24 protein-coding genes are annotated in these 25,824 nt (G+C 42.4%); all 24 read left to right on the top strand.

Going from position 1 to position 25,824, the window contains the following annotated elements:
* Window positions 1–37: 37 nt before the first annotated feature.
* The 24 genes from ACZ449_RS15445 to ACZ449_RS15330 all read left to right on the top strand — a co-directional run bounded on the left by ACZ449_RS15445 (window position 38) and on the right by ACZ449_RS15330 (window position 25,820).
* A complete protein-coding gene (locus ACZ449_RS15445) occupies window positions 38–922 on the top strand; it encodes a lysophospholipid acyltransferase family protein (protein ID WP_464256958.1) in 885 nt (294 codons plus the stop codon).
* On the top strand, window positions 919–1,482 hold the full coding sequence (lptC, locus tag ACZ449_RS15440) for an LPS export ABC transporter periplasmic protein LptC (protein ID WP_464256957.1): 564 nt from the start codon (window positions 919–921) through the stop codon (window positions 1,480–1,482). The genes ACZ449_RS15445 and lptC overlap by 4 nt, the downstream gene beginning before the upstream one ends.
* Window positions 1,482–2,303, top strand: coding sequence for an LptA/OstA family protein (locus ACZ449_RS15435; RefSeq protein ID WP_464256956.1), 822 nt, complete (start codon window positions 1,482–1,484; stop codon window positions 2,301–2,303). The genes lptC and ACZ449_RS15435 overlap by 1 nt, the downstream gene beginning before the upstream one ends.
* Window positions 2,304–2,333: 30 nt before the next feature.
* Window positions 2,334–3,053 (top strand): LPS export ABC transporter ATP-binding protein, encoded by a 720-nt coding sequence (gene lptB, locus ACZ449_RS15430; RefSeq protein WP_464256955.1) that lies wholly within the window; start codon window positions 2,334–2,336, stop codon window positions 3,051–3,053.
* Window positions 3,054–3,083: 30 nt separating this feature from the next.
* On the top strand, window positions 3,084–4,172 hold the full coding sequence (locus ACZ449_RS15425; protein WP_464256954.1) for an LptF/LptG family permease: 1,089 nt from the start codon (window positions 3,084–3,086) through the stop codon (window positions 4,170–4,172).
* Between the two features lie 15 nt (window positions 4,173–4,187).
* Window positions 4,188–5,456, top strand: a complete 1,269-nt coding sequence (locus tag ACZ449_RS15420; RefSeq protein ID WP_464256953.1) for a DUF3084 domain-containing protein — start codon at window positions 4,188–4,190, stop codon at window positions 5,454–5,456.
* 492 nt (window positions 5,457–5,948) lie between these two features.
* Window positions 5,949–7,097 (top strand): S-layer homology domain-containing protein, encoded by a 1,149-nt coding sequence (locus tag ACZ449_RS15415; protein ID WP_464256952.1) that lies wholly within the window; start codon window positions 5,949–5,951, stop codon window positions 7,095–7,097.
* Between the two features lie 805 nt (window positions 7,098–7,902).
* Window positions 7,903–8,316 carry a RuvC family protein gene (locus ACZ449_RS15410; RefSeq protein WP_464256951.1) on the top strand — a complete coding sequence of 138 codons (414 nt, stop codon included), beginning with the start codon at window positions 7,903–7,905 and terminating at the stop codon, window positions 8,314–8,316.
* Window positions 8,317–8,733: 417 nt separating this feature from the next.
* The gene (locus tag ACZ449_RS15405; RefSeq protein WP_464256950.1) at window positions 8,734–10,008 is read left to right on the top strand and encodes an S-layer homology domain-containing protein; all 1,275 of its coding nucleotides are present in this window, start codon (window positions 8,734–8,736) and stop codon (window positions 10,006–10,008) included.
* Between the two features lie 219 nt (window positions 10,009–10,227).
* Window positions 10,228–11,493, top strand: a complete 1,266-nt coding sequence (locus ACZ449_RS15400; RefSeq protein WP_464256949.1) for an S-layer homology domain-containing protein — start codon at window positions 10,228–10,230, stop codon at window positions 11,491–11,493.
* 264 nt (window positions 11,494–11,757) lie between these two features.
* A complete protein-coding gene (locus ACZ449_RS15395) occupies window positions 11,758–12,687 on the top strand; it encodes a hypothetical protein (RefSeq protein WP_464256948.1) in 930 nt (309 codons plus the stop codon).
* Window positions 12,688–12,835: 148 nt separating this feature from the next.
* Window positions 12,836–14,236: an LPS-assembly protein LptD gene (locus ACZ449_RS15390; protein ID WP_464256947.1), complete on the top strand. Its 1,401-nt coding sequence runs from the start codon at window positions 12,836–12,838 to the stop codon at window positions 14,234–14,236.
* A gap of 27 nt (window positions 14,237–14,263) precedes the next feature.
* Window positions 14,264–15,259, top strand: a complete 996-nt coding sequence (locus tag ACZ449_RS15385; RefSeq protein ID WP_464256946.1) for a bifunctional heptose 7-phosphate kinase/heptose 1-phosphate adenyltransferase — start codon at window positions 14,264–14,266, stop codon at window positions 15,257–15,259.
* Window positions 15,259–15,750 carry a D-glycero-beta-D-manno-heptose 1-phosphate adenylyltransferase gene (gene rfaE2, locus ACZ449_RS15380; RefSeq protein ID WP_464256945.1) on the top strand — a complete coding sequence of 164 codons (492 nt, stop codon included), beginning with the start codon at window positions 15,259–15,261 and terminating at the stop codon, window positions 15,748–15,750. Before ACZ449_RS15385 ends, rfaE2 begins: the two co-directional genes overlap by 1 nt.
* On the top strand, window positions 15,743–17,005 hold the full coding sequence (locus tag ACZ449_RS15375) for a capsular polysaccharide export protein, LipB/KpsS family (protein ID WP_464256944.1): 1,263 nt from the start codon (window positions 15,743–15,745) through the stop codon (window positions 17,003–17,005). The genes rfaE2 and ACZ449_RS15375 overlap by 8 nt, the downstream gene beginning before the upstream one ends.
* A gap of 16 nt (window positions 17,006–17,021) precedes the next feature.
* Window positions 17,022–18,395 (top strand): UDP-glucose dehydrogenase family protein, encoded by a 1,374-nt coding sequence (locus tag ACZ449_RS15370; RefSeq protein WP_464256943.1) that lies wholly within the window; start codon window positions 17,022–17,024, stop codon window positions 18,393–18,395.
* A gap of 9 nt (window positions 18,396–18,404) precedes the next feature.
* Window positions 18,405–19,367: a GDP-mannose 4,6-dehydratase gene (locus ACZ449_RS15365; protein WP_464256942.1), complete on the top strand. Its 963-nt coding sequence runs from the start codon at window positions 18,405–18,407 to the stop codon at window positions 19,365–19,367.
* A gap of 11 nt (window positions 19,368–19,378) precedes the next feature.
* A complete protein-coding gene (locus ACZ449_RS15360) occupies window positions 19,379–20,524 on the top strand; it encodes a glycosyltransferase family 4 protein (RefSeq protein WP_464256941.1) in 1,146 nt (381 codons plus the stop codon).
* A gap of 16 nt (window positions 20,525–20,540) precedes the next feature.
* A complete protein-coding gene (locus ACZ449_RS15355) occupies window positions 20,541–21,593 on the top strand; it encodes an O-antigen ligase family protein (protein WP_464256940.1) in 1,053 nt (350 codons plus the stop codon).
* A gap of 49 nt (window positions 21,594–21,642) precedes the next feature.
* Entirely contained in the window at window positions 21,643–22,590 is a 948-nt protein-coding gene (locus tag ACZ449_RS15350) for a glycosyltransferase family 2 protein (RefSeq protein WP_464256938.1), read from the top strand.
* A gap of 14 nt (window positions 22,591–22,604) precedes the next feature.
* The gene (locus ACZ449_RS15345) at window positions 22,605–23,318 is read left to right on the top strand and encodes an acyltransferase (protein ID WP_464256937.1); all 714 of its coding nucleotides are present in this window, start codon (window positions 22,605–22,607) and stop codon (window positions 23,316–23,318) included.
* Window positions 23,319–23,424: 106 nt separating this feature from the next.
* Window positions 23,425–23,754 carry a hypothetical protein gene (locus ACZ449_RS15340; protein ID WP_464256936.1) on the top strand — a complete coding sequence of 110 codons (330 nt, stop codon included), beginning with the start codon at window positions 23,425–23,427 and terminating at the stop codon, window positions 23,752–23,754.
* Window positions 23,742–23,999: a hypothetical protein gene (locus tag ACZ449_RS15335; RefSeq protein ID WP_464256934.1), complete on the top strand. Its 258-nt coding sequence runs from the start codon at window positions 23,742–23,744 to the stop codon at window positions 23,997–23,999. The genes ACZ449_RS15340 and ACZ449_RS15335 overlap by 13 nt, the downstream gene beginning before the upstream one ends.
* A 408-nt stretch (window positions 24,000–24,407) precedes the next feature.
* The gene (locus ACZ449_RS15330; protein WP_464256933.1) at window positions 24,408–25,820 is read left to right on the top strand and encodes an MBOAT family O-acyltransferase; all 1,413 of its coding nucleotides are present in this window, start codon (window positions 24,408–24,410) and stop codon (window positions 25,818–25,820) included.
* Window positions 25,821–25,824: the final 4 nt, after the last annotated feature.

The raw sequence follows: 25,824 nt of genomic DNA, 5'->3' as shown, positions 1-25,824 counted from the left end.
GTAGGGGGTGGAGGCTGTTTATAAACAGCCGGGGAGCATGGCAAATGAGTGGCAATATCATACGTGGAAACTTGTTAGCCGTTTCGTGTGCCTGCTGCCACGTTCTGCTATACTGTCTTCCGGTAAACTGCTAGGGCGCCTATACTACCATATTGCCGCTAAACAGCGCAATCGTGCCCTCCTGCAGATCAAAGAACGTCTCGGTTTACCCCAAGAACTAGCTGAAGCCACCATCAAAAGTTCCTTCATCAAGCTTGCCCAGACATTTCTGGAAGTGCTTTCGATGCCTGCCTTGACCAGAGAAAAACTAGAAAACTATGTAACTATTGAAAATCGTCACTACCTTGCCGATGCACTGGCTCAGCACAAAGGAGTTGTATTTTTAACCGGTCATCTTGGCAATTGGGAATGGTTTGGCGCAGCACTCGCGGTGGCTGGTTTTCCTGTTGCTGATATTGTTAAACGCCAGCCCAATGATCAACATACCCGTCTATTGAACGAAAACCGCCAATTGTTTGGCATTGAGATTTTTGCCAGTGGCACCAGTGAAGTTGTTGGTGCTGCTAAAGCCTTGAAAAAAGGCAAGATGCTCGCTTTTTTCGCCGATGGTGATGCCGGCCGTGACGGTATATTTATTGACTTTTTTGGCAAACCAGCTTCGACTCACCTGGGACCGGCCGTATTTGCCCGCAAATTTAAGTCACCGGTAGTGCCTGGCTTCATTACCCGCAATCCGGACGGCACACATTGTATCCGTCTACAGCCACCTATTTACTATGAAGACACCGGCAACCCTGATGCCGATTTATATAAGCTAACAGAACGCACAACCAAAATCATTGAGTCAGCCATTAGGACCTATCCTGACGAATGGGTCTGGTTTAAAAAGCGCTGGAATACAGAGGCGGTGAAGTCTCCTTGAACAAAACGGCATATCTAAGTCTTGCCTGTGCATTACTGCTCGTAATCGGGGGACTTTATTATTTTTTCCGGGAAGAACCGGTGCTGCCTGAAAATACCCCGGCAATTGAGCAGACAACTGCCCAGCCTGCGGCTAACCTAACCTTTGCCGGATCTTCGATCATTGAAGAGAAAAACGGCAAAAAGGTCTGGGAAATGAACGCCGAAAGCATCGAAGCTGACGCTGGCGGCAAGCTGGTTTATCTGAAAAAACTCAAAGGCACATTTTATCAGGAAAAAGGTGGCACAGTGGACATTATTGCCCAAGATGGTATTCTTGATACCAAAACACATGACATTACTTTGCAGGGCGATATGAAAGCTACCTCTAGCGATGGTGTTGTATTTACGGCTCCCCAAGGTCGCTATGTGGAACAAACCAAAACCTTTTCCGGTACAGGCGGTATTACTTTGACCAGGGGTGATACCATCATCACTGGCGACCAAATTGATGCTGACACCACTATGGAAAAAGTAAAAGTCCAAGGTAATGCTAAGGTTGTAACAGGAGGGCAGAACTAATGATGGATAATAAAAAGCAAGATTGTTTCATAGATGTTCGCTATGACAGACACCTATTTCGGTCACTGCGAGGAGCAGTAGCGACATGGCAATCTCATTCTTACCGTATCCTGCTTGCAGCTGCATTAGTCATAAGTGCTACAAGCCTATACGCCGTGGCAGCTCCACAGTCCCAGGCCAAAACACCGGTTGAACTTGTTGCTGATACCATCGACTACGACTCCAAACAAGGGGTTATCAATGCCACCGGCACAGTTCGTATAACTCAGGGACAGGCAATCATTACAGGGGCTAAAGCCGAATACAACACCAACAGCCAGGAAGGGCGCATTACCGGTGGTGTCAAAGCCGTCAACCAGGATGCTACTCTAACAGCTGCTGAAGTCCAAACCTACAAGAACAACACTTATCTCGTTGCCATCGGTGATGCCGTGCTGACCAAAGGCGAAAACCGTCTTACTGGTCCCAGAGTGGAGTACACTGCCGATACGCAATATGCATTAGTTCCCCAAAATGGCAAAATTGAAATGCCGGACGGCACCATGACAGCCGACAAAATTGAGGCTTTTCTGCCGGAAAACAGTGCAACAGGCACTGGTTCTGTACACATAGTCAGCCCAGTCCGTAACCTGGATGCAACTGCTAATACGGCCACCTATTACGGCGATCCCAAAGGCCAGAGTAAAGTTATTCTAAACGGTAATGCCCGTGCCATCCAGGACGGTAATGTCCTGACAGGCGAAACCCTCAACCTACGTCTTGACGAAAAGGCGATGGACTCCCAGGGTGGCCGGAGCAAGTTAGTTATTACCCCAAAATAATCTAAAATGGTAGCAAGGATGTTGCGCGATATGTATATCGAAACCCGCGATTTAGTAAAAACCTACAAAAACCGTAATGTAGTCAACGGTGTCAGCCTTCGCGTCGACCAAGGCCAAATCGTCGGCCTGTTAGGTGCAAACGGTGCAGGTAAGACAACCACCTTCTATATGATTGTCGGCCTGGAACGTCCGAACAAAGGCAAAATATATATTGACGACCAAGACATTACCGGTCTGCCCATGTACCAGCGTTCTCGTTTTGGGATTGGCTATCTGCCCCAGGAAGCTTCGATTTTTCGTAAAATGACGGTAGAGGATAACCTCTTGGCCATTTTGGAAACAACGGAGCTTACACCAGCAGCACGTCAAGACAAAATGAATAGTCTGCTGGAGGAATTCAACGTCACTCATGTTAGGCAGCGCCAAGGCTCTGAATTGTCAGGCGGCGAACGCCGCCGGGTGGAAATTGCCCGGGCATTGGCTACAGACCCTAAATTTATCTTGCTGGATGAGCCTTTTGCCGGTGTTGATCCCATTGCTGTTGCCGATATCCAAGCTATTATTGCCTATCTCAAAGAACGCGGCATCGGCGTACTCATCACCGATCATAACGTCCGTGAAACATTGACCATTGTTGACCATGCCTATATCATGAATGATGGTCAAATCCTCATTGCCGGCGATAGTGATACCATTGCTACCAGCGAAATTGCCAAAAAGTATTACCTGGGGCAAAACTTCACACTGTAAAAATGTTAACGTACCAAGCAGGAGAAACGAATGCGTATACTTGACAAATATATCATCAAAGAGATGCTGGGACCGTTTGTTTTCGGCGTAGCCGCCTTCTCAAGCATTTTTATCGGTACCAACGTACTTCTGAAATTAACAAAATATATTACCCAATATGACGCGTCTGTGCAGACTGTAGTTAAGCTTTTTATCTACAGTCTGCCGAGCATCATTGTCCTGACATTTCCGATGGCTATGCTGCTGGCATCACTCCTGGCCTTTGGTCGGTTATCAAGTTCGAGCGAAATAACCGCCATGAAATCAGGCGGTCAGAGCTTTTTCAGGCTGGCTGTTCCAGTGCTTATTGCTGCGTTCATTGTTAGCTCAGCGGCCGTAGTTCTCAATGAAGCCTTAGTGCCAGCCGCTAATATCGCTTATGATAACATTGTGCGCTATGAGGTAGAAAAAAATACTAGCCCCAAAATCCAGGAACACATTATTATTAAAGACATTAAACAAGGTGAACTGGAACGCCTAACCTATGCACGAAATTTTGTAGTAGAAACCAGTACCATGAATAAAGTGGCTGTTCAACAGTATCAGGATGGTCGGCTTGTGCGGGTAGAAAACGCCGAAAAAGCTGTATGGCAGAATAACCACTGGCTTATGTACGATGGCACAATTACCGAACTTTCAGCTGAAGGGCGGGTAGAACGGACACTCACATTTTCCGAACAGGTATTACCTATAGAGAAAAATCCTGTTAGTATAGCACGAGAACAAAAAGATGCGGAAGACATGTCGATCCAAGAACTCAGACAGCATATCGCGGCGTTAAAGCAGGAGTATGTAGCCACCAGCACCTATGAAGTAGAATTATATCAGCGGCTGGCCATTCCGCTCGCCAGCTTCGTTTTTGCCATGATTGGCACGCCGCTTGGGCTATCGCCGCACCGCTCCAGTTCATCCATTGGTCTTGGTTTGAGTATCATCATCATCTTTATATACTATATACTATTGACAATATCAACCGCTTTGGGAAAAGGCGGGGCGATAGATCCGTTTATCGCCTCCTGGATACCGAATATCATTGGTATCCTGGTAGGCACATATTTAGTATCTAAATCATCGCGGTAGGGGGGAGGGAGTACCATGTACGGGTTGGCGCTAATCGCCATTATTACCATCATGGGAGGAGCTATTGCTTATATTGGCGACAAATTAGGCACCAAGGTGGGCAAGAAAAAACTGAGTATGTTTGGCCTTAGGCCCAAACATACATCCATCATTGTTACTATTGTTACCGGTATCTTGATTTCTGCTACAACACTTGGCTTTATGACCGCCGTGTCTTGGGATGTACGCACAGCCCTCTTCGGTATGGAAGAACTCAAAGCCGAACTCCTATCTCTAACTACAGAAGTTACTTCAAAAACAGCCGAACTAGAAACCAGCCGTGCGGCTCTTGACGCTAAAAATGCCGAATATACCGCCATCAGTGCCAAAGTAAAACAAACCTCAGAGCAACTCGCCACAATCATGGACGAACTCAACGAAGTAACAGCTGAACGCGATCATACAATTGCAGCCTTAACGACCCTGCAAGCAGACTATGCTCTGGCCCAAAGCGATTTGCTTAGCTATCAGGATAATATCAGAAGTCTTCAGGCTACTAAGACGGAACTAGACAACCGGGTTGCCGGGCTTAATAGCCAAATTGGCGAATTAAACACGGCAAAGACCGCGTTGCAAAGCGATGTTGACCGTCTTAATGAACTGACATCCAATCTGAAAAAAGGCTTGCAGATTGTTAGGGAAGGTACGGTAGTATTTAGAACAGGTGAAATTCTTTCAACTTCTCTTGTACATGGTGGACAGGCAACGGAAGCTACAGCAAAGGAACTGGGCGGCGTAATCTATAATACCAATCAACATATCCTTGATAAGCTTAATGTAACTGATAAAAAACTCGAAATACTATGGATTGCTCGCTCGGAGTTTGATCAAGCAGCAAAACTGATTGCCGAAACCAATCAAGAAGTCATTGTCCGTATCTCAACCGTTGGCAACACCATCTATGGCGAACCAGTCATCGGTCGGATTGAATTGTTTCCTAACTATCTTGTCTATAGTCAGGGCGATCCGATTTACAGTGATACTGTCAATATAACATCTGCTAGTTCGGCAGAAGAGACAGTTATCTCTTTCTTGCAAAGAGTAAACACCGCTGCCGTAACCAAGGGCATTCTGTCTGACCCCATCCAGGGCACAGTGGGCAGCATGAGTGGCTCCCAGCTATTTGATACCGTTAGCAAGGTTAAGCGCCAGTCAGGCCAAGTAGAACTGACTGCTGTCGCCAAAAGCGACACCTATACCGCAGGACCGCTGCAAATAGAGATAAGAATCAAAAGCGTGTTGTAAGACAGAGAACTAAGGGGGGAGGCGCGGGAACGCGCCTTCCCCCTTAGTCATTGCAAGCGCTAGCGTGGCAATGACTTCAGTTCGTTCCTGCCCCTTTATTAACAAAATATACTAGTGAAGAATCCTGTTTACTAAGCAGGATTCTTTCTTTTTTGTGAGAATATATATGAGTATAAAGATTGATTATGTAAAGTCCATAATCAATCAAGACATGGCCAAAATATTCCTGCAAACCCATACAAACAAAGACTTTTACCAAAACATACCTCAGCAAAACAAGCAGGAAACATTGCAACTGTGTCGAAGTTATGTTAATATAAAACCTGCGGAATGCGGCAGGTGCGTATCGAGAATAAGCCCTGCAGAGAGGAAGGAAAGATTGAGGAAACGTGGATACTCATTCGAACCCCTCCCCCTTGAACGGGTAGTACATCCGGTACGCCGGTGGCAACACCCGCTAAAATTAAAAATATTACAAGGGGGATTTTTCAAATGAACAAAAGATTTCTTAAACTAGCTGTGACTACAGCTCTTACCGTAGCATTCGCCGTTCCGGCTTTTGCGAATCCTTTCACTGATGTACCTGCAAAACATTGGGCTTATGACGCAGTAAATAAATTAGCTCAAGCTGGTGTAGTAGCCGGTTATGGCGATGGCACCTTCAAAGGCGACAAAACCGTTTCCCGTTACGAAATGGCTTCCGTGATTGCTACTGCTATGCAAAAGAATCTCAACAGCGACCAAAAAGCAACTGTTGACAAACTGTCTAAAGAATTTGCTACCGAACTTAACAGCATGGGCGTCAAAGTCGAAACTCTTGACAAAAAAGTGGACAACATGGTTAAAATCTCCGGTGACGCTCGTGTCCGTTATGGCGCTAGCGACAGCGTTGACAACACCGATTTCCGTGCCCGTGTAAGCTTTGACGGTAAAATCAATGACAACCTGAAGTTCAATGCTCGTTTGACTACTAATAACATGAACTATAACGACGATTTTACTACCAAAACTGGTATCAAACTTGATACTGCTAACGTAACCTTCAACGCTCTTGGTCTGACTAACACAGTTGGTCGTCAAGATCTGGTATTGGGCAACGGCTTCCTGCAAGACTCCGCTATCACTGGTATCGCTTCCCAAGCGGGTAACCTGAAAATGTTTGCTGGTCATCTGAATGATACCAACGAAATGTATGGTGCTGAGTACAACATGAAACTTGGTGCTGCTAACATCACTGCCGACTATGTAAACTACGATACGGGAACTGATAGCGTTGATGTTTATGGCGCTAATGTAGGCGTTAAATTGACCAACAGTGTAACTGCTCTTGGCGAATTCTACAATGTCGATAACGGCACAACTGATGGCAATGCTACTGCTTATGGTCTTAAATTCAACAAAATTGGTTTAACAGCTCTGTATCGTGACGTAGAAGCTGCTGCTGACTCCAAGTACTCCAACATCCACAGTGATATCCTGAGCCTTGGCGATACCGGTTACAAAGGTCTTGAAGTAAGATACGACCGTGCAATTGCTAAAAACACCACGTTGAACCTCAAATATCAAGATTTCGAAAACCAAGATGGTACTGAAATCGCTGGTGGTGCTCGTACCCAAGCTGCTATTAACGTTAAATTCTAATACTGCATTCCGCAAATGTAAGGACGCCTTAGGGCGTCCTTTTTTTTATAAGATAAGAAAGTATAGGTTTTGGGAGTCGCGGAGGCAACCCTCGTAACTCCGTAACCCCCTGGCCTTTGCCGGAAAAAGCGATCCGCAGGAGAAAAGCCGGGCGGTATTCCGTAAAAAAAATCCGTACTGTCTGAGCGTAGCGAGTTTACGGATTTTAGGAATACCGCCTGGCTTTTCAGCTTTTGGAGGCTTGGGGCCTAGACTTTTTGTTACTTTTGGGGCAATGCCAAAAGTAAATCCCCGTAACTTTCGTACTTCTTTGCGCTCTTTGTGACCTTTGTGGTTCAACAAACCTACTTCTCATAGCCCAAAACCAAACCTATTTTAAGGATTGTAACCGCAAAGTACACAAAGTACTCAAAGGGTTAACGGTAGCGTAATTGCAAGGGGGCAAGGCTTTGTAATTTCAGAAATTGTGTCCCCAAGGCGGTATCCCGGCACCCCCCGTAACCCCGCGGCCTTGCCGGAAAAAGCGATCCGCAGGAGAAAAGCCGGGCGGTATTCCGTAAAAAAATCCGTACTGTCTGAGCGTAGCGAGTTTACGGATTTTAGGAATATCGCCCGGCTTTTCAGCTTTTGGAGGCTTAGGGCCTAGACTTTTTGTTACTTTTGGGGCAATGCCAAAAGTAAAACCCCCTCGCCCAAACCCAAGCTTAATTTAAGGATTGTTTCCTATTCTATACATAGATGTGGTATCATAAATAAAGGAAACCTTTACTAAGTGTATGCATATAGATAAGAAGAGGTGGATGAAGTGGCAGAAGACATAGTGGTAGCTATTGACCCAGGCCGGGAAAAGTGTGGTATTGCCATAGTACATAAAGCGCAGGGGGTTATTTACAAAGCTATTATTGCCACTGGCGAATTGGTCAACATTGTTACTACTCTGGCTGCAAACCATAAGCTAACCACTGCCGTCATCGGCGATCGCACGACCTCCCACACTGCTCAAACTGCCCTTACAGGCATCATGGTGGACGGACAACAAATAAATATCATTCCTGTCAACGAACACCACTCTACCGATGAAGCCCGCAAGCGTTACTGGACAGAACATCCGCCAACAGGCTGGAAACGCCTGCTTCCCACAACCATGCAAGTTCCACCAAGGCCGGTAGATGATTATGTTGCCGTAATCCTGGCTGAACGGTATTTCGCAGGATTATAATCTCTGCACATTCGTAAGTTTAATAAAAAAACAATAGCATGAACTTTGCCGTCAAAACCTGTATGTTTATATTTCGAATATGTACATTAACTTCAAATAAAAGCATTTTGTATATGTATGGATGATAAAATGCAATATAAAGTTTTTTTGATGTAGAAAAAAAGTTCCTTTTTAGTAAAATTGTCAGCGCATAAAAGCAGGATTATATTCCATAACGTAGAATATCACTAAAAAGTCAGATCAAGGAAAGAATCCCAAGATATAATGCGCTCATATTCGGTCTTTACGCCTGTGAAAAGCAGGCGCTTAGATAAGAGCACAAGCCAAGAAGAAAATTTGAGGAAACATGGCCACTCAGATAGTCTCTTCTTAGGTAGTTGCTCCAAACAAATTTAAAAAACCTAGGGGGAAAACACAATGAAAAAACAAACAGCTATGGCTCTAGCAGCAGTATTTGCTATGAGCGTAGCAGGAACCGCTCTGGCAGCTCCTGCAAATCCTTTCGTCGACGTACCGGCAAAACACTGGGCGTATGACTCCATCAACAAACTTGCTCAAGCTGGCGTAATCTCCGGCTATGGCGACGGTAGCTACAAAGGTGACAAAACCCTTACCCGTTATGAAGTTGCTACTATCGTAGCGAAAGCAATGGCTAACAGCGACAAAGCTGATGCTGCATCCCAAAAAGAAATTGAAGCCCTGAAAGCTGAATTTGGCACAGAACTGAGCAACCTCGGCGTTCGCGTTGACAACCTTGAGAAAAATGCTTCTAAAGTAAAATTCACTGGCGAAATTCGCTCGCGTTATGATTACCAGGATAGAGAAGATAATGACACATTTGATGGTACTAAAGAACGTACTCGTCTTCGTTTAAACATGACAGCTCCAATTGATGAAAACGTTACTTTCCATGGCCGTTATGAATCACAATCAGAATGGGGCAGCAGTTCAGGCAGTGAAGCTAAAATGACTCAAGCTTACATTGATGGCAAAATTGGTGACGTAGGCTATAGCTTTGGTCGCCAGCCTATCTGGTTGGGTCAAGGCATGATTGCCGATATTTCCGGTAATTGTGATGGCTTAGTGTTAAGCGGCGGTAACAAGGTAGTAGTTGCAGCAGGCGCTTTTAAAAAGAAAGATTCGACCTATGCAGGTGATGACTATAATTTGAATTTTGTTGCTGGTAATATTTCTGCGGATTTAAATAAAAATCTCAATTTAAGTGCATCCTACCTTGCTGATAAAGATGATAATGTTTATAAAACTACTTCATTCGGCTTAAAGTATAAAGGAATTAAAAACTTCGCTATAACCGGTGAGTATGGCGAGAATGATTCAGATATTGCTAATAACAATAATAATGGCGATGCAGCCAAAGCCTGGATGGCGCAGCTTAAATATCGTGGTGCCCAAAGTGATAAAGTTGGTTCATTAGGTCTATGGGTAGGTTATAGAGATGCTGAGCAAGGTTTTGATCCTGGCGAATTGACTACTCTTGATTCTGGTAGATATGATGATACAACTTATGGCATTCTTGACAATGCTAAGGGTGCTGAATTTGGGGTTGAGTATACTGTGTTTAAAAATGGTATACTGACAGTTCAATATAATGATCTGGAGCTTAAAGATTCAGCAGTTGGTCAAAATAAAGATAAACAGAGTCTATTTGCCCAATTAGTTTATACATTCTAATTAACACAAAATAGGAACCGTTAACTTCTGTTAGCGGTTCCTATTTATTTTTCAACAAAAATATTATTTTTTTTAGCAGGAATATAATACATAATGTAGAATATATATCCTATGAGCAAACTACAGAGAGAAAAGTATGAGGAAACATGGACACTCATAACAGTTTCTCCTTAGTAGCTCAAAAATAAAATTTCCAAAATCTAAGGAGGCAAAAACACAATGAAAAGACAAACCGCTATGGCTCTTGCAGCAGTATTTGCAATGAGCGTTGCTGGCACCGCGCTGGCAGCACCTGCTAATCCCTTCATCGACGTACCTGCAAAACACTGGGCGTATGATTCCATCAACAAACTTGCACAATCTGGCGTAATCTCTGGCTATGGCGACGGCACCTACCAAGGTAACAAAACCCTTACCCGTTATGAAGTTGCTACTATCGTAGCTAAAGCAATGGCTAACAGCGACAAAGCTGATGCAGCATCCCAAAAAGAAATTGAAGCTCTGAAAGCTGAATTCGGCACAGAACTGAGCAACCTCGGCGTTCGTGTTGATAACCTGGAGAAAAATGCTTCAAAAGTAAAATTCACTGGTGAAATCCGTGAGCGTTATGAGTATGCTAAAGACTCCAAAGATGGCGATAAAACCGACATGAAAACTCGTGTCCGTATCACCATGACTGCTCCGATTGCTGATAACGTAACCTTTAAAGGCCGTTACCACAGTGAACCTGAATGGGGCAGTTCGACTAGCTCTGAGGCAAAACTTGACCAAGCATATATTTTTGGTAAAGTAGGCGGTATTGACTATAGCTTTGGTCGTCAGCCTATTCTGCTTGGTCAAAAAATACTCATTTTCAACACCCAATATAATGATGGTATTTCGTTAAGCGCTGGTAAAGATATTAGAGTTACCGGAGCTGCTTTCAAGCTTGAAAAAGATTACAATGGTAGTGGGAAAACTGATTCTAACGAAAACCTTAACTTTGTTGCCGGTAATATTGACTTCAAAGTTAATAAAAAACTCAACATTACTGCTTCTTACCTTGCCGATGATGATGATGAGTTTTATAAGAGCACCGCTGCTGGTTTGAAATATACTGGCTTGAAAGACTTCACTATTACCGGCGAGTATGGTGAAAATGATTCTGACTGGGCTAATGCCAGAAATGACAAAGACGCAGCTAAAGCTTGGGCAACCAGAATTAAATATAAAGGTGCAACCGGTACTCCTAACTCCTATGGTCTGTATGTTAGCTACAGAAAAGCTGATGCTGGCTTTGACAATCAGAACTTTAATGATTTCTCTGATATGGCTACTTGGAATGGCGGCTTTAAAGAAATGGACGACATTAAAGGTTTGGACTACGGTTTTGAATATGCATTATTCAAAAATGGTATTATGCGCCTTCAATACAATGACATGGAAAGCCATGACGGAAAAACCGATAAGAGAAACATGTTCGCTGAACTTATTTACAGCTTCTAACTGTGATGTATTAAAACGACCGCTAATCTTATTAGTGGTCGTTTTTTTGTGGATTATGGCGGTTATGTAAGATAATCAGCTCTTCAAATGATTCACGGGGACGCTTCTTTTTAGTCACAGAGAGACAACAAGGGCAATGCTTCTGCAGTGTGCAAAAGGCGGCTAACAGAATTCTGCTATCATAATATCGTGCTTCTACGGCAGGATAATTTCTTTGTCATGACGAATTATTCCAATTATATAATTCATCAAGGAGGAATTTACATGTTTAACAAAAAAATAACGGCGGTGATTACCACCCTGATACTAATGATTTCAGCATTCGCCTTGCCTGTTGCGGCGCAAGCGGATAGTGAACTTACCGTTATTGAAAAATTGGCTGTTGTCGAGAAAGCCATTTATGGCGCAACACAAACAGGGTCGTTGACCGATAGGATAACCAAAGTAGAAGTAGATGTCTATGGCAGTGAAGCGAAGGAAGCCCTAATGCCACGGGTGGATACACTATATACCCATGTCCTCGAAACAACCGAACAAGCACCGTCAATTCTTACTAAACTTAACGCTGTCGAATGGACCTTTACGCACCATGTAAGTAATACTCCAATAAAAGCGCGGCTAGAGAATCTCGAGACCATAATGAATGGCAGCCCGATAACGGGATCGGTGAATTCGCGTATCACTAAACTCCTTAAACTTGCTTATACAGACGGTCAGTTTGAAATTGCCGCTATGACAGTTCCCAAAGATACGCTGGTAAAAATAAAAACCCTTTCGACACTAAATAGCAAACAAAGCAAAGTCGGTGATACCGTAGCTTTGGGCATTGCGGAAGACCTAATCATCGATGGCGTACTGGTATTTCCCCAAGGAGCCAGCGGGATCGGTACGATTACAAAAGTTGAACGTTCTAAGAGTTTTGGCCGGGATGCCAAGCTGGAAATAAGCTTTGATAATGTGCAAGCAACTGATGGTAGTACAGTTGCGACATTACTAGGAGACAAGGCTAAAAAGGAAACCAAGTCTTTGGTTACAGCTGCAGGTGCCAGTGTGGCCGGGATGATTATCCTCGGACCAGTTGGTATACTTGGCGGAGCTTTTGTTAATGGTAAAGATGCTGACATACCTATTGGCAGTCAACTCTACATACAGACTAAAGAAGCTGTTGAAGTATATGGAATTAAAGTTAAATAAAACGGTAAAAATTTTTAGGAAGCCGCATTTATGCGGCTTTTCTACATATTACTAACCCACGAATGAAGGAATAGTGCGCTAGATATAGAATAACTGTTAATAGTATACTTACTTTGCGATATTAAATGACAGGAGAACAGGAAGCGCTATGCTTAATAATAAAATGATTCTTGGAATATTGGCCTTAGCCATTGTTTTTGGCGCAACCAACCCCAGCCAGGCCAAAGAAGAAGTAAAAGCCAAGCAGTCAACAGCAGTTCAGGCACCGATTGTAATTGAAGCCGATAATCTCTCTTTTAGTGATGAAACAGGTGACATTCTTGCTAATGGCAAAGTGGTAATCACAAACCAAGGTCGGCGGATGGAAGCAGAACACATTAATGGGAATACGAAATTGAGTGAGATATGGATTAACGAAAATGCTGCTTTTTTTGTGCCTGGTATTACACCTGACAAGGCGACCACGCTTACCGGTAACCATACCTTATACAACTATAAGCTCAAAACCGGCAGTATGGAACAGGTTAAAGGCAAGGTTGAGCATAAATATGTCTCTGGTGAAAGCATTAGCATGTTTCCTGACAAATATCTCATCACTAATGGGACAACGACGAATTGTCCTGCCAAAATTCCTGATTATCATGTAAGTGCTGACAAAATCGAAATCTGGCCTGACGATAAGATGATAGCCTATAACGCGAAATTCTGGATTGGTAATACCGTGATTTTTGCGTTGCCGAAATACCAGCAGTCAATTAAAGATGGTGAAGGTGATAAAATCTTTCCGCGTATAGGGTATGACAGTGATAATGGGGCCTATATAAAACAGCACCTTGAGTATCCGCTTAATAATAAGCTTTCTGCTTATGCCAATATTGATTACTATAGCAAGCCAGGATTTAAATCAAGCTATGGGCTTATTCAACGTGAGACCAATTTTGCTCTCCGTGTTGACCAGGGCCATTTTCTTGATGATGACGACAACTGGATAAAAAAAGAACCAGAATTTAAATTTTCCTACTATCCCCACCGCTTAGGGAATCTGCCTGTAAGCTATACCTTTACAGGTATTTATGGCAAATGGACAGATAAGTATAAAACAAGCTGGCATCAGGAGTATGAGGTGTACTTTAGTCGTGACCCTATTAAACTGAATAGCACGATGAACCTGTACTTGGGTACCGGTTTTGAACATATCCGTGAAAGCTATAACGACTCAGCACAAAACATCTTCAAATATGATATCACTATTGACAAAAAGTGGTCTGAACGGTTAAATAGTTGGGTAGCCTATCATTACAACCAAAGCAATACGACCTTGTTTTCCTATGACAGCGATGATCTAAACCGTGAACTAGCTACCGGTTTTGTCTATAAAATTGACAAAATGAACTCGATCGGCGTAACCCGAAACTATGACCTAGACCAAAAACGTGTGGAAGATTTAGACTATACCTGGTATCGCAACCTCCACTGCTGGCAAGGCACGCTAACTTACAAATCCAAAAAGGATGAAATAAAATTTGGTATCACTACCACTCGCTGGTAATCTCTCCCTGCGAAAGGAGTCGTACTCATGTCTCAGAATCTAACTCACCTTATCGATAAACTCCAAAACAAAAAAATCATGGTCATTGGTGACATGGTCGCCGATGTCTACCTGGAAGGAAAAATCTCCCGTATATCCCGGGAAGCGCCTGTCCTTATTCTTGACCACTTGGGAGAAACCGTTGTTCCTGGCGGTGCGGCCAACGCGGTTCATAATGCCGCAACCCTAGGCGGCCAAGTCTATGCTGTCGGCATAATTGGTGCAGACAATGCGGGACAGGAACTCATCAGAATAGTAACTGACAAAAAAGTCAACACCGTAGGGTTGCTCGCTGACCCTACCCGCTCCACAATCACGAAAACACGCATAATGGCAGGCGGACAAGCAACAGTACGACAGCAGGTGGTACGCATAGACCGTGAAAGCAAAGCGCCACTTAGCCCTGAAATTGAACAACAAATGCTTGCATATATAGAAAAAAATATTCCCATCATGGATGCCGTAGTTATAAGCGATTACGGCAGTATGACCATATCGCCCGCTGTCAGGGAACAGGCTATTACGGCCTGCAACCGAGCGGGCATTGTGTCGATGGTGGATTCGCGTTATAATATAATGGCTTATAAAGGCATCAAACTTGTCAAACAAAACGAGTCCGAAGCAGCAGCTGCAGTAGGCGTAACGGCGTTAACAAATGACCAGCTTCCGCAAGCAGCTCAAACCCTGCTAACGCGTCTACAGGCCGATGGTATTCTAATAACACAAGGCCCGGAAGGAATGACTTTTTTTGCTAAAAATGGGACAAGTACGCATATTCCGGTAACCAATATCAGTGAAGTATACGATGTTACCGGAGCAGGCGATACCGTTGTAGTCACAATGATGCTGGCGCTTGCTGCCGGCGCAGACTATATCAGCGCTGCATCTCTAGCCAACTATGCTGCCGGAGTCGTTGTTCGTAAACATGGTACTGCCACAACCACACCCGCCGAACTAAAAGCCGCTATTGGAGAATATATGTAATGAAACTCATCGACCGCACTACTATTAGTACAATTGCTAACAACGAAAAAACAGCCGGTAAAACACTTGTTTTTACCAATGGCTGTTTTGATCTGCTCCACGTTGGCCATGTCCGTTATTTGGCAAGTGCCCGCGCCTTAGGGGACTGCTTAATAATCGGTTTGAACAGTGATGCATCAGTGCGCAACCTCAAAGGACCCACCCGCCCTATCAACAGTCAGGAAGACCGGGCTGAAGTACTGGCTGCGCTGGCAGTAGTCGACTATGTGGTGATCTTTGATGAGGTTACTGCCGAAGCCTTAATAGCTGCTATCAAACCTGATATTTATGCCAAAGGCGGCGACTATACAATTGATACATTACCGGAAAGCAAAACAGTAACAGCCTATGGCGGAAAAGTAGTTTTATTGCCAGAAGTACCTGGCCGGTCGTCAAGTACTATCATTAAGAAACTTAGTGCAATCGACGACAGAGGTGAGAACCATGGCTGACCTGCGGAAGCGGATACTGTTCATTTCTTTGAATGGACATCAACGACGATACTTTCAAACAGTAGAAAATTATCTTAAGGAACAGTACCAGATTTTTCATGTCAACTATTCGGCCTCAACCATGTTGGATATACTAAACCCGCCATCGCTGGAAACCTTACCGGTAGAGCTTGGTATTACAGAACAAGACATCGAAGAAATGATCTCATTTCTATTGATAAAAGGGCGATATCGAAATTTTGGACTAGTAAGGCGCTATCTTCATAGTAGACAAGTGCTGGAGGCCCAGGCGTATGGGGCCTTACAGTTTTTTTATAAGTATATTAAGGAACACAACATTGCCCTGGTATGCGTGTGGAACGGAACCTTGATTCCATTGGCGGCTGCAACCAAAGTAGCTAAAAAACTTGGTAAGAAAACCCTGTTTTTTGAAAATGGCTACTTACCTGACACTACGACAGTCGATCCCTGTGGTGTAAATTACGCCAATAGTCTTGTTGGCAAACCACGGTCATTTTATGATAAAATTATACTTGATACCGAAAAACTGCGACAGCTATATGAAACAAAACCTGTTATTCGCGCGTTGAAGACTAAATGGTATCAAAAGCCAAAAAATAATCAAAAACAGGAGCAAATGGAAACTGTTCAGCTGCCTGCCCAATACCTCTTTGTCCCCTTTCAAGTCCATGATGATACCCAGGTACTACTAAATTCACCTAACGTAAAGACAATGTCGGAATTACTTGACTGTATTGTTCCTGCAGTTAAGCGATATAACAACGAGACCAATGATAATCTTGAATTAGTAATCAAAGAACATCCCTCAGACTTTGGCCGCATAAATTATGACGAGTTGCAGCAAAAGTACCAAGGGAGCAGAGTTATATTTTTTCGACATTTCCCTACGCCACAACTGATTGCTTCTTCCGTAGGTATCATAACAGTCAATTCTTCTGTTGGTATAGAGGCACTTGTAAAGCACAAACCGGTTATAACCTTAGGTAATGCTTTTTATAATGTTCCCGGACTAACCGTAAATGTTCCCGACCCGGCTAACTTAGCCGCCGCTTTTGCTAGCGTAAAGGCGGAGCCTGACCACAGCCTAATCGACAAGTTTTTGTATTATCTTCGTTATCATTATTTAGCAGAAGGAAGTTGGCGCCAGCCTGATCCAGCTCACCTGCTAAGTGTCAAAACTAAGGTCGATACCGTATTGTTTGCGGGTGACAATGAATTAAGAATAAAAAACTAAAGAAAGTAGTGAATGTATGAATCCATATAGCTTAAACATTTGTGTAGTGGGAACCGGGTACGTAGGTTTGACAACCGGCGTATGTCTTGCTACTATTGGTCACAAAGTAACTTGCATTGATGTTGATACTAACAAAATCAACATGTTGCTGCATGGTAAATCACCCATCTATGAGCCTGGCATTGAAGATTTGCTAAAACTAGCAAGTGATCATCTTGAATTTACAGCCTCATACAGCAATTGCAATAATGCTGATGTTATCATCTTAGCGGTCGGTACACCTTCTACAGCAACAGGTACAGCCGATCTGTCTTATCTGGAGGCGGCGGCGGTAGAAGTTGCTAAATACCTAAGCGCCAGCAAGTTGCAAGTAATAGTGAATAAATCTACTGTTCCCATCGGCACAGCTAAACGGGTAAGACTCATTATTGATATGGCTCTTAGTCGGGCAGACAAGACGGCTAAGTATGCTGTCGCTTCCAACCCGGAATTTTTACGGGAAGGGGTAGCTGTCCATGATACCTTATATCCAGACAGAATTGTCATCGGCTCAGACAGTATGGATGCAATCAATGTGCTTAGGACAATGTACGCCCCCATCCTTGAACAAACATTTACAGTTCCCCAGGAATGTCCTCGCCCTGAAGGGTTTTCTTTACCGGGGATTATTACAACAGATACCACCAGTGCTGAGATGATCAAATACGCGGCCAATGCATTTTTAGCTACCAAAATAAGTTTTATTAATGAAATTGGCGGCCTCTGCGAAAAAGTCGGGGCAAACGTTACTGAAGTAGCTCGTGGTATTGGCCAAGATAAACGGATTGGCAGTCGTTTTTTACAGGCCGGAGTGGGCTGGGGCGGCAGTTGTTTTGCCAAAGATACGGCAGCCCTTATTAGCACAGGCAAAGAATATATGTACGAACTGCCGATTATTTCGGCAACCGTCAAATTAAATAAACGGCAACGGCAGCGGATTATCGAAAAATTGCAGGAAACCTTAAAAGTAGTGCGTGGCAGGACAATTGGTCTATTAGGACTTGCGTTTAAACCTGATACTGACGACCTGCGGGACGCCCCGGCACTTGACATTGTCCGCGATTTGTTAGAAATGGGGGCACGCGTAAAGGCCTATGATCCCATTGCCATGGATAATTGCCGGAGCCGCTATCCCGAACTGGAAATTGAGTACTTTCCTAATGCTCTCGCTGCCGTAGAAGGCTGTGATGCTGTAATTCTCGTCACCGAATGGGATGAGTTCAGACACCTTGCCTTGACCAATATGGCTGAAAAAATGTGTAACGAGAAAGTCCTAATTGACGGGCGCAACCTGTATAAACCGGAGGAGGCTCGGCAGGCCGGACTGACTTACATCGGGTTCGGGAGGTAACGTAAACATATGCAGCACCTATTAGTTACCGGCGGTGCCGGTTTTATTGGCAGTCATCTGGTCGATAGACTATTAGCCGCAGGCCATAAGGTAACAGTTATTGACGATTTCAATGATTTCTATAATCCGGAATTAAAGCGACAGAATATCAGTCAACACCTGTCCTCGCCTCATTACCAACTCGCTGAGGGAGATATCCGGGATAGTAGCTTCCTGGACAACGTATTTTCTGCAGCACCCTATACTGCTGTTATTCATCTTGCGGCACGGGCTGGCGTACGCCCGTCATTAGAAGAACCGGTACTCTATCAGCAAGTCAACGTGGCAGGTACCCAAAATATCTTCGAGTGCTGCCGCAAATATAGTATTAAGAAGTGTGTGTTCGCTTCCTCCAGCTCGGTCTATGGTATCAACAGCAAGATACCCTTTGCCGAAGATGACAATATTGCCAAACCGATAAGCCCTTATGCGGCCACCAAGGCTGCCGGGGAATTACTGGCCCATGTTTATAGCCACCTGTATGATATCCAGATAATATGTTTGCGATTCTTTACAGTATACGGACCACGTCAACGCCCGGATTTGGCCATCAATAAATTCACCAGACTCATTGATAATGGTCAGCCGATACCTCTTTTTGGTGATGGCACAACTCGTCGGGATTATACCTATATCGATGATATTATGGCCGGTATTCTGGGAGCCTTAGTATACCGTGATACTCAATATGAGGTAATAAACTTAGGAAACTCAGCCACCGTGGTTTTAAAGGACCTAATCCAGATACTAGAGAAAACCTTGGACAAGCAGGCGATAATTAAGCGGCTGCCAAGTCAACCGGGTGATGTACCGCAAACCTACGCCGATGTTAGCAAAGCCGCTAGATTATTAGGCTATAAACCACAAACCTCAATCGAACAGGGCATAGCTAATTTTGTAGCATGGTATCGCCATGAAAATAAGTGCAAGTAGAGGGTGAAGTAATGGCGCGAATATGTATGGTTCTTAATAATTTTGAACTTCCTTTCGGCGGACCGGAACTTCAGGCGCAAAAAGTTGCTGCTGCACTTATGGCGCGAGGGCATCGCGTGTTTATTATTGCCAAAGGGAGCGGCAAGGCACCTGCTCAGGAAGCATTAGGAGAACTGAACATTGTTCGCCTAAATAAACGAGGATTAGCCTCAGTGGAACTCTTTTGGCAGTTATTCAAATATCGGAATGATTTTGATGTCATTCATGTGCACGGTGTGGGCAGACTGGCTTCTGTGGCTGTACGGTTTACTAAGCAGTTTCAAAAAAAGGTATTTATCAAAGTAACAACAATGGGGCATGTCTTTAAAAAGCCCCAATCTAAGATTAAGGAATTGTTGCAAAAGGCATTGCCTTTTCGCCAACAAAAACTGAAACTGCTGCAAAAAGCTGACGGCATGATTGCTATCAGCAGTGAAATCAGAACTGAACTTGAAAATAATGGCTTTCCCCTTCCCAGCATCTATGACATCCCAAATGGAGTTGATACTGCGCGCTATCATCCGATAGAATTGGGAAATAGGAATCAGCTGCGAATTAAATTGGGATTACCGGTAGATAAGCGCGTTTTTGTTTACACCGGCAAGCTTACTCGGCGTAAAGGCATCGACACTTTACTGACTGCCTGGTGCAAAACCTCACAGGCGAAAAAAGCAGGGCAGCTAGTTATGCTAGGTAGCGGGCACGGTCAGCAAGACAGTCTGGAAGCATATATTCAAACCACTATTAAGGAACATGGCCTTGAGCAGTCAGTAGTTACTTTGGGTGATGTTGATAATGTTGCCGAATATCTCCAGGCAGCTGACGTCTTTGTTTTTCCATCGCGGCGTGAGGGTCTGCCTAATTCCCTCTTAGAGGCCATGGCTTGCGGTCTGCTATGTATTGCCTCCGATATTGGCGGCAATAACGACTTAATTTCCTCAGGGCAGAATGGCTATTTAGTGCCGGTTGAAGCTGTGGATCAGTGGAGTAAGCAGCTTGAAAATGGAGTAATGAACATAGATAAGAGTCTAATGGAGGCAGCTGCTACGACGATTAGGGATAACTATGATCTGAATGTTACGGTGGACAGGTTGGAGCAGCTTTTTAATGAAAAATAGGGGAAAGGAATTTTAAATGCATAATTTTAAAATTCGCAGCAACCATATATTTTGGGTCTTGTTTAGTTTTTTGTTATTCGCGCTGCCATCTGTTATTTATTATCATACTGAACAAGCTTTAAAAGCATATGGTTATCTTATTGGCGGCAGTGCTTTGTGTTTCGTAACATATAAAGCTGCGCAAATCCCACAATATCGACGTTATATAAAAGCTGTTTTGTGCCTGTTACTAATTTGGAGCGCCGCTGCTGCGGTAAAAGGCATGTACCAATATGAATTTTTACATATTGAGCGACCGTTAGCATTCTTTAGACATCCCAATCTTTTCGCTATGCATATGGAAGTTATGATTCCTATCGTGATCGCCGCTATTTTAAGTAAGCAGAACTTATATAGTAAGGTAGCATTAAGTGGTATTTTACTACTGTTGTTTGGGGGACTTATCGTTACCCTGTCAAGGGGGGCTTGGCTGGCAGAAATAGTTGCCGTTATCGTAATGCTAATGGTAGAAAAAAACTATAAAGTTTTGTTGATGGCCTGTACAGCGTCTGCTTTGGCGATAGTTGCCAGATATGATATTGTTTTGGAACGGCTGCGAAGTATTTTTGATTTGCAAATGCAGAGTAATGCCGAAAGAATATATGGTCTTTATAGCAGCCTTGAAATAATTAAAGCAAACCCACTAACAGGGATCGGCTTTGCGAATTTTGGTAAGGTTTACCCGCAGTTTGTCTTGCCTGATGCTAAAGAATTACTGCCACATGCTCATAATGTATTCCTAGCCTATGCAACCGAAGCAGGCATTTTAACTGCCATTGCGTTTATCGGCTTTATTTGTCTGGTGGGTTTGTACTTTTACTTGAATTATTCGCAGATTTCGAATAAAAATCATCGCCTGCTAGTCTTAGGTATTGGTTGCGGGGTGTTAACACTTATGCTGCACGGACTTGTCGATCATACCCTGCGGCGTTCGGAACTTTTGTTGATTTTTATGTTTTTGACCGGTTGGGGACTAGGGATAGTTAGCTGCTATGCAGACGGTAACTATAATAAAAGGCTAACAAAATAACTTAGCTTATAAGGTGGGGAACTTTATTAATAATACGGTTTCTATTATCATGCCTGTTTATAATGTGGATGAATATATTGCCAGCAGCATTGAATCTGTACAAAAGCAGACATATGAAAATTGGGAGCTAATTGTAATAAATGACGGTTCCTGCGATAATACACTAGCAGTTGCTAATGATATAGCCAAAAATGACAAAAGAATCATCGTGGTTAACCAGCAGAATGCAGGAGTATCCCGAGCCAGAAATAAAGGTTTGGCAATGGCTAATGGTCAATATGTTGCCTTTTTGGACGGCGATGATCTTTGGAAACCTGAGTTTCTTGCTAAGTTAATCACAGCTAAAGGAAATGCCGAGGTAGTTTATTGCGGCTATCGACGGTTACATGCCGACGGGCATTGTGGACAATATAAGTTTCCATATCACAATGGTTGGCTGTTACCAGAGTTTATCCAAAACTATGCTCTCCTGCATATTAGTAGTTTTATAGTAGATAGAGCAGTGCTAACTGAAAAAAATATTTGGTTTACCGAAGAGTGCAGTATCGGCGAAGATTCCGAGTTCATTGTAAAAATATTGGTGACAGCGAATGTACGGTCTGTACAGGAAAACCTTACAATATATCGGCTTAGGCAAGGATCGGCCACTCATACAAGCTGGGATTGGCAAAAACTATTAGATGGTATGAAAGCGATAAAAAGAGCAACAGATTATATTTTGGTAGAGTTGGAACAAGATGATGCAAAAATCACTTGCATAATGCCAGTGCTGTATAATTATCTGACATACAAAACAATCAAGTTTCTTTGGAAGATGATTAAGCTCGGACATCATGAAGCTGCGCTTTCGTTAATTAATGACGAATTTGCCTACAATCTGCAGCAGATAAAAAAAAGCACGCTGAGCAGTTCTGATTATTTACGGTATTTAGCGATAATTTCAAAAAACAGAAAGTTGTGGGGGTATATTACTACTTTTTATAAAAATAAAAAATGAAAGAGATGGTGCTCATGTTTAGTTGGGATACCCTCAAAAGGTGGTTTTATTTTCATTTTCTCTGTAAAGTAAGTAACAGAGGAACAGGCAATACTATTATCAGCGACATGGCGACTTTAAAAAAAGTGAACATCACTATTTCAGGAAGCAATAATGTGATAAAGATAGGAAAAGGCACATTATTGCGTGGAACCAAGGTGGTAATGAAAGGAAATAATAATAAACTTATTATTGGTGAGAATTGTACATTCAGAAAAGGACTATTACAATTTTGTGATCATGATGGCACAATAGAGATAGGAAATGGTACGACAGCTGGTGGTGGCACTGAAATATTAGTCAGCCAGCCTGATTCAGTTATCAAGATCGGCGATGATTGTATGATTTCTTACGATGTTTTAATCCAAAATAGTGATGGGCACTCAATAATAGATCTAGCAACTAGAAAAAGAATAAATTTTGACCAAAGTATTTTAATCGGTAATCATGTGTGGCTTGGCGCTTATTCGAGAATCCTAAAGGGCGTTGCAATTAACGATAATTGTATTATCGGTTTGGGTTCAATTGTAACCGCGCAAGTTCCCGCTAATAGTATTGCGGCAGGAATCCCGGCGCGAATCATAAAACGTGATATAACATGGACACGGGAAAAATATCTTAGGGATGAACCAATTCCTGAAGAATTAATATATAATAGCTTAAGTTTCGCACCCAATAAAACAGGTTAAATCTGTGGTTGTGAAAAGATAAAAAGGCAGTAAAAATCCGCATGAACACTGGGTTTTTGGTATAATAAGAGTACCAATCCAAACCATACCAAACCGAGGTGTTATCATGCGGAAAGATGTAACCGAGATTCAAAACGTGCTTAAAACTCATGGATATTCAGTTAACATTATTATATGCGATGTGATGAAAACCTTCAAGTTGAAATCACTTTGTCGACAAGTGGGCTTTCAAAAACAGGAAGGCTATAGTGCATTTGAAGTCATATCGCTAATGCTGATGCTTCCCCTGATGATACTCAAAAGTGTGAACGCTCTATACCGGAGCGAATTCAGGCAGGTCACTGACATGAAAAAAGATGCTATCTATCGTCTGAAAAACAATGAAAAAATGCCGTGGCGTGACCTGCTACTGAGCGTAGCAAATTGTTTGAGGTGATCAAGGATGAACTCATAGAGAAGAATGTGGCTGAACGATTGTGGACGTTGTTCGAGGAATTATTGCAGACTGTCATTAACGCTATAACTGAATCCGGCGCACTTGATATCAAAGAGTTCCAAAACTCTGTCGAGTATCTATACATAGTATCCAAAATTAACAACGGTCAAAAAATCAAACTGTACATAGAAGCGAAGGGCGAAACCAGTTCGAGAGGCGAAAATAATTTTCAAAAAAAACCGTAATCGATTTGGGGAGGCTTTTACTAGTAGTCAGGTAAGAGAACACATTGGCCAAGCACTATATAAAGTTGCTCAAATACTCTCTCTAAATGATTCGAGTTGTGAAATTAGAGCGGCGATTGCCATTCCCAAAAATAAGCATCATTTAGATCAAGTAAAAAAGATACAGAAAGCATTAAATAGATTAGGCGTGGCTCTTTTTTTTGTAAACGATGATTTGATCGTGGAAATTCAATCACCATTACCATTATAAATATTAGTCAAAACGACACCGGCATCGAGGAGCCAGGGCGCAGTCGGTAAAGTCCGGGAAACCACGCCCTGGCTTCGGCAATGTCGACTTCTACCAATTTATCTGAATTTTATATAGACTTGTAAAAAATAAATATTGTAATTTTTGGAGTGAATATTATGTTGTTTAACTCATATGAATTTGTTTTTGTTTTTTTACCGATTACATTACTAGTTTATTTTATATTAATTAGTTTTAAATTGACCAAATTAGCGACAACGTCACTTGTACTTGCATCATTAGTGTTTTATTCCTATTGGGATATTCGGTATTTGCCATTATTATTAGGATCAATATTATTTAATTATACTATTGGTTCTTTTATAGAAAAAACCAGAAAAAAGTACTTGCTTTTTTCTGGTTTTTTGGTCAATTTATCATTATTAGGTTACTTTAAATATGCAGGTTTCTTAACACAGACTTTTAATGACATAGCAGGAGTTAATTTTCTTGTACCAGAAATAGTCCTTCCTTTAGGTATATCATTTTTCACTTTTACCCAAATTGCTTATTTAGTAGATGCTTATCGTGGAGAAACTCAAAAATACAGTTTACTAACGTACAGCCTTTTTGTAACTGTGTTTCCACACTTAATTGCTGGTCCAATACTATATCACAAAGATATGATTCCACAGTTTTCAAAGCTTGAAAACTTCAAATTCTCAACTGAAAATATGGCATTAGGTATTTCAATATTTGCTATAGGTTTATTTAAAAAGGTAATAATTGCTGACGAGCTAGCCTTATGGACTAAAGTTGTATTTGAAAATGCCAATAACGCCACTTTTCTTGATGCATGGGCAGGTGCTTTAGGATATACTCTCCAATTATACTTTGACTTTTCTGGTTATTCAGAGATGGCGATAGGATTAGGTTTGATGTTTAACTTTAAACTTCCTATTAATTTTAACTCTCCATATAAAGCTACATCTATAATTGATTTTTGGCGTAGGTGGCACATAACATTATCAAATTTCCTTAAAAATTACTTATATATACCTCTTGGGGGAAACAGACATGGTAAATTTAAGCGATATATAAACTTAATGATTACAATGCTTGTTGGTGGTCTCTGGCATGGCGCAGGCTGGTTATTTGTAATATGGGGTGGCCTACATGGTGTATATTTAGTAATTAATCACCTATGGAGAAAACAAAAACTTATACTTCCAAATTATTTTGCATGGCCTTTAACATTCCTTTGTGTAGTAGTTGGATGGGTTTTCTTTCGAGCAAATACAGTTGCAGATGCAATGTCGCTATTATACTCAATGACCGGTCTAAATGGACTAGATTTTTCAACAAATATTGGACATGAGTTTCCATCGTTTAAAATTCAAGGAATTCTGTTTCCTAAAATGTTCTTATATATTCCATGTTTAATTATATTATGCCTTTATTTAAAAAATAGTTATGAAACATTCAATAATTTTAAACCATCTATGAAATGGGCTATATTGATAACTACTTTTTTATCAATAAGTCTTCTAAGTCTAAATAAAACATCAGAATTTCTATATTTTCAATTTTAAAAGG

This window comes from Desulfosporomusa polytropa (assembly GCF_055380075.1).
This window is presented reverse-complemented; position numbering and strand designations above follow the sequence as displayed.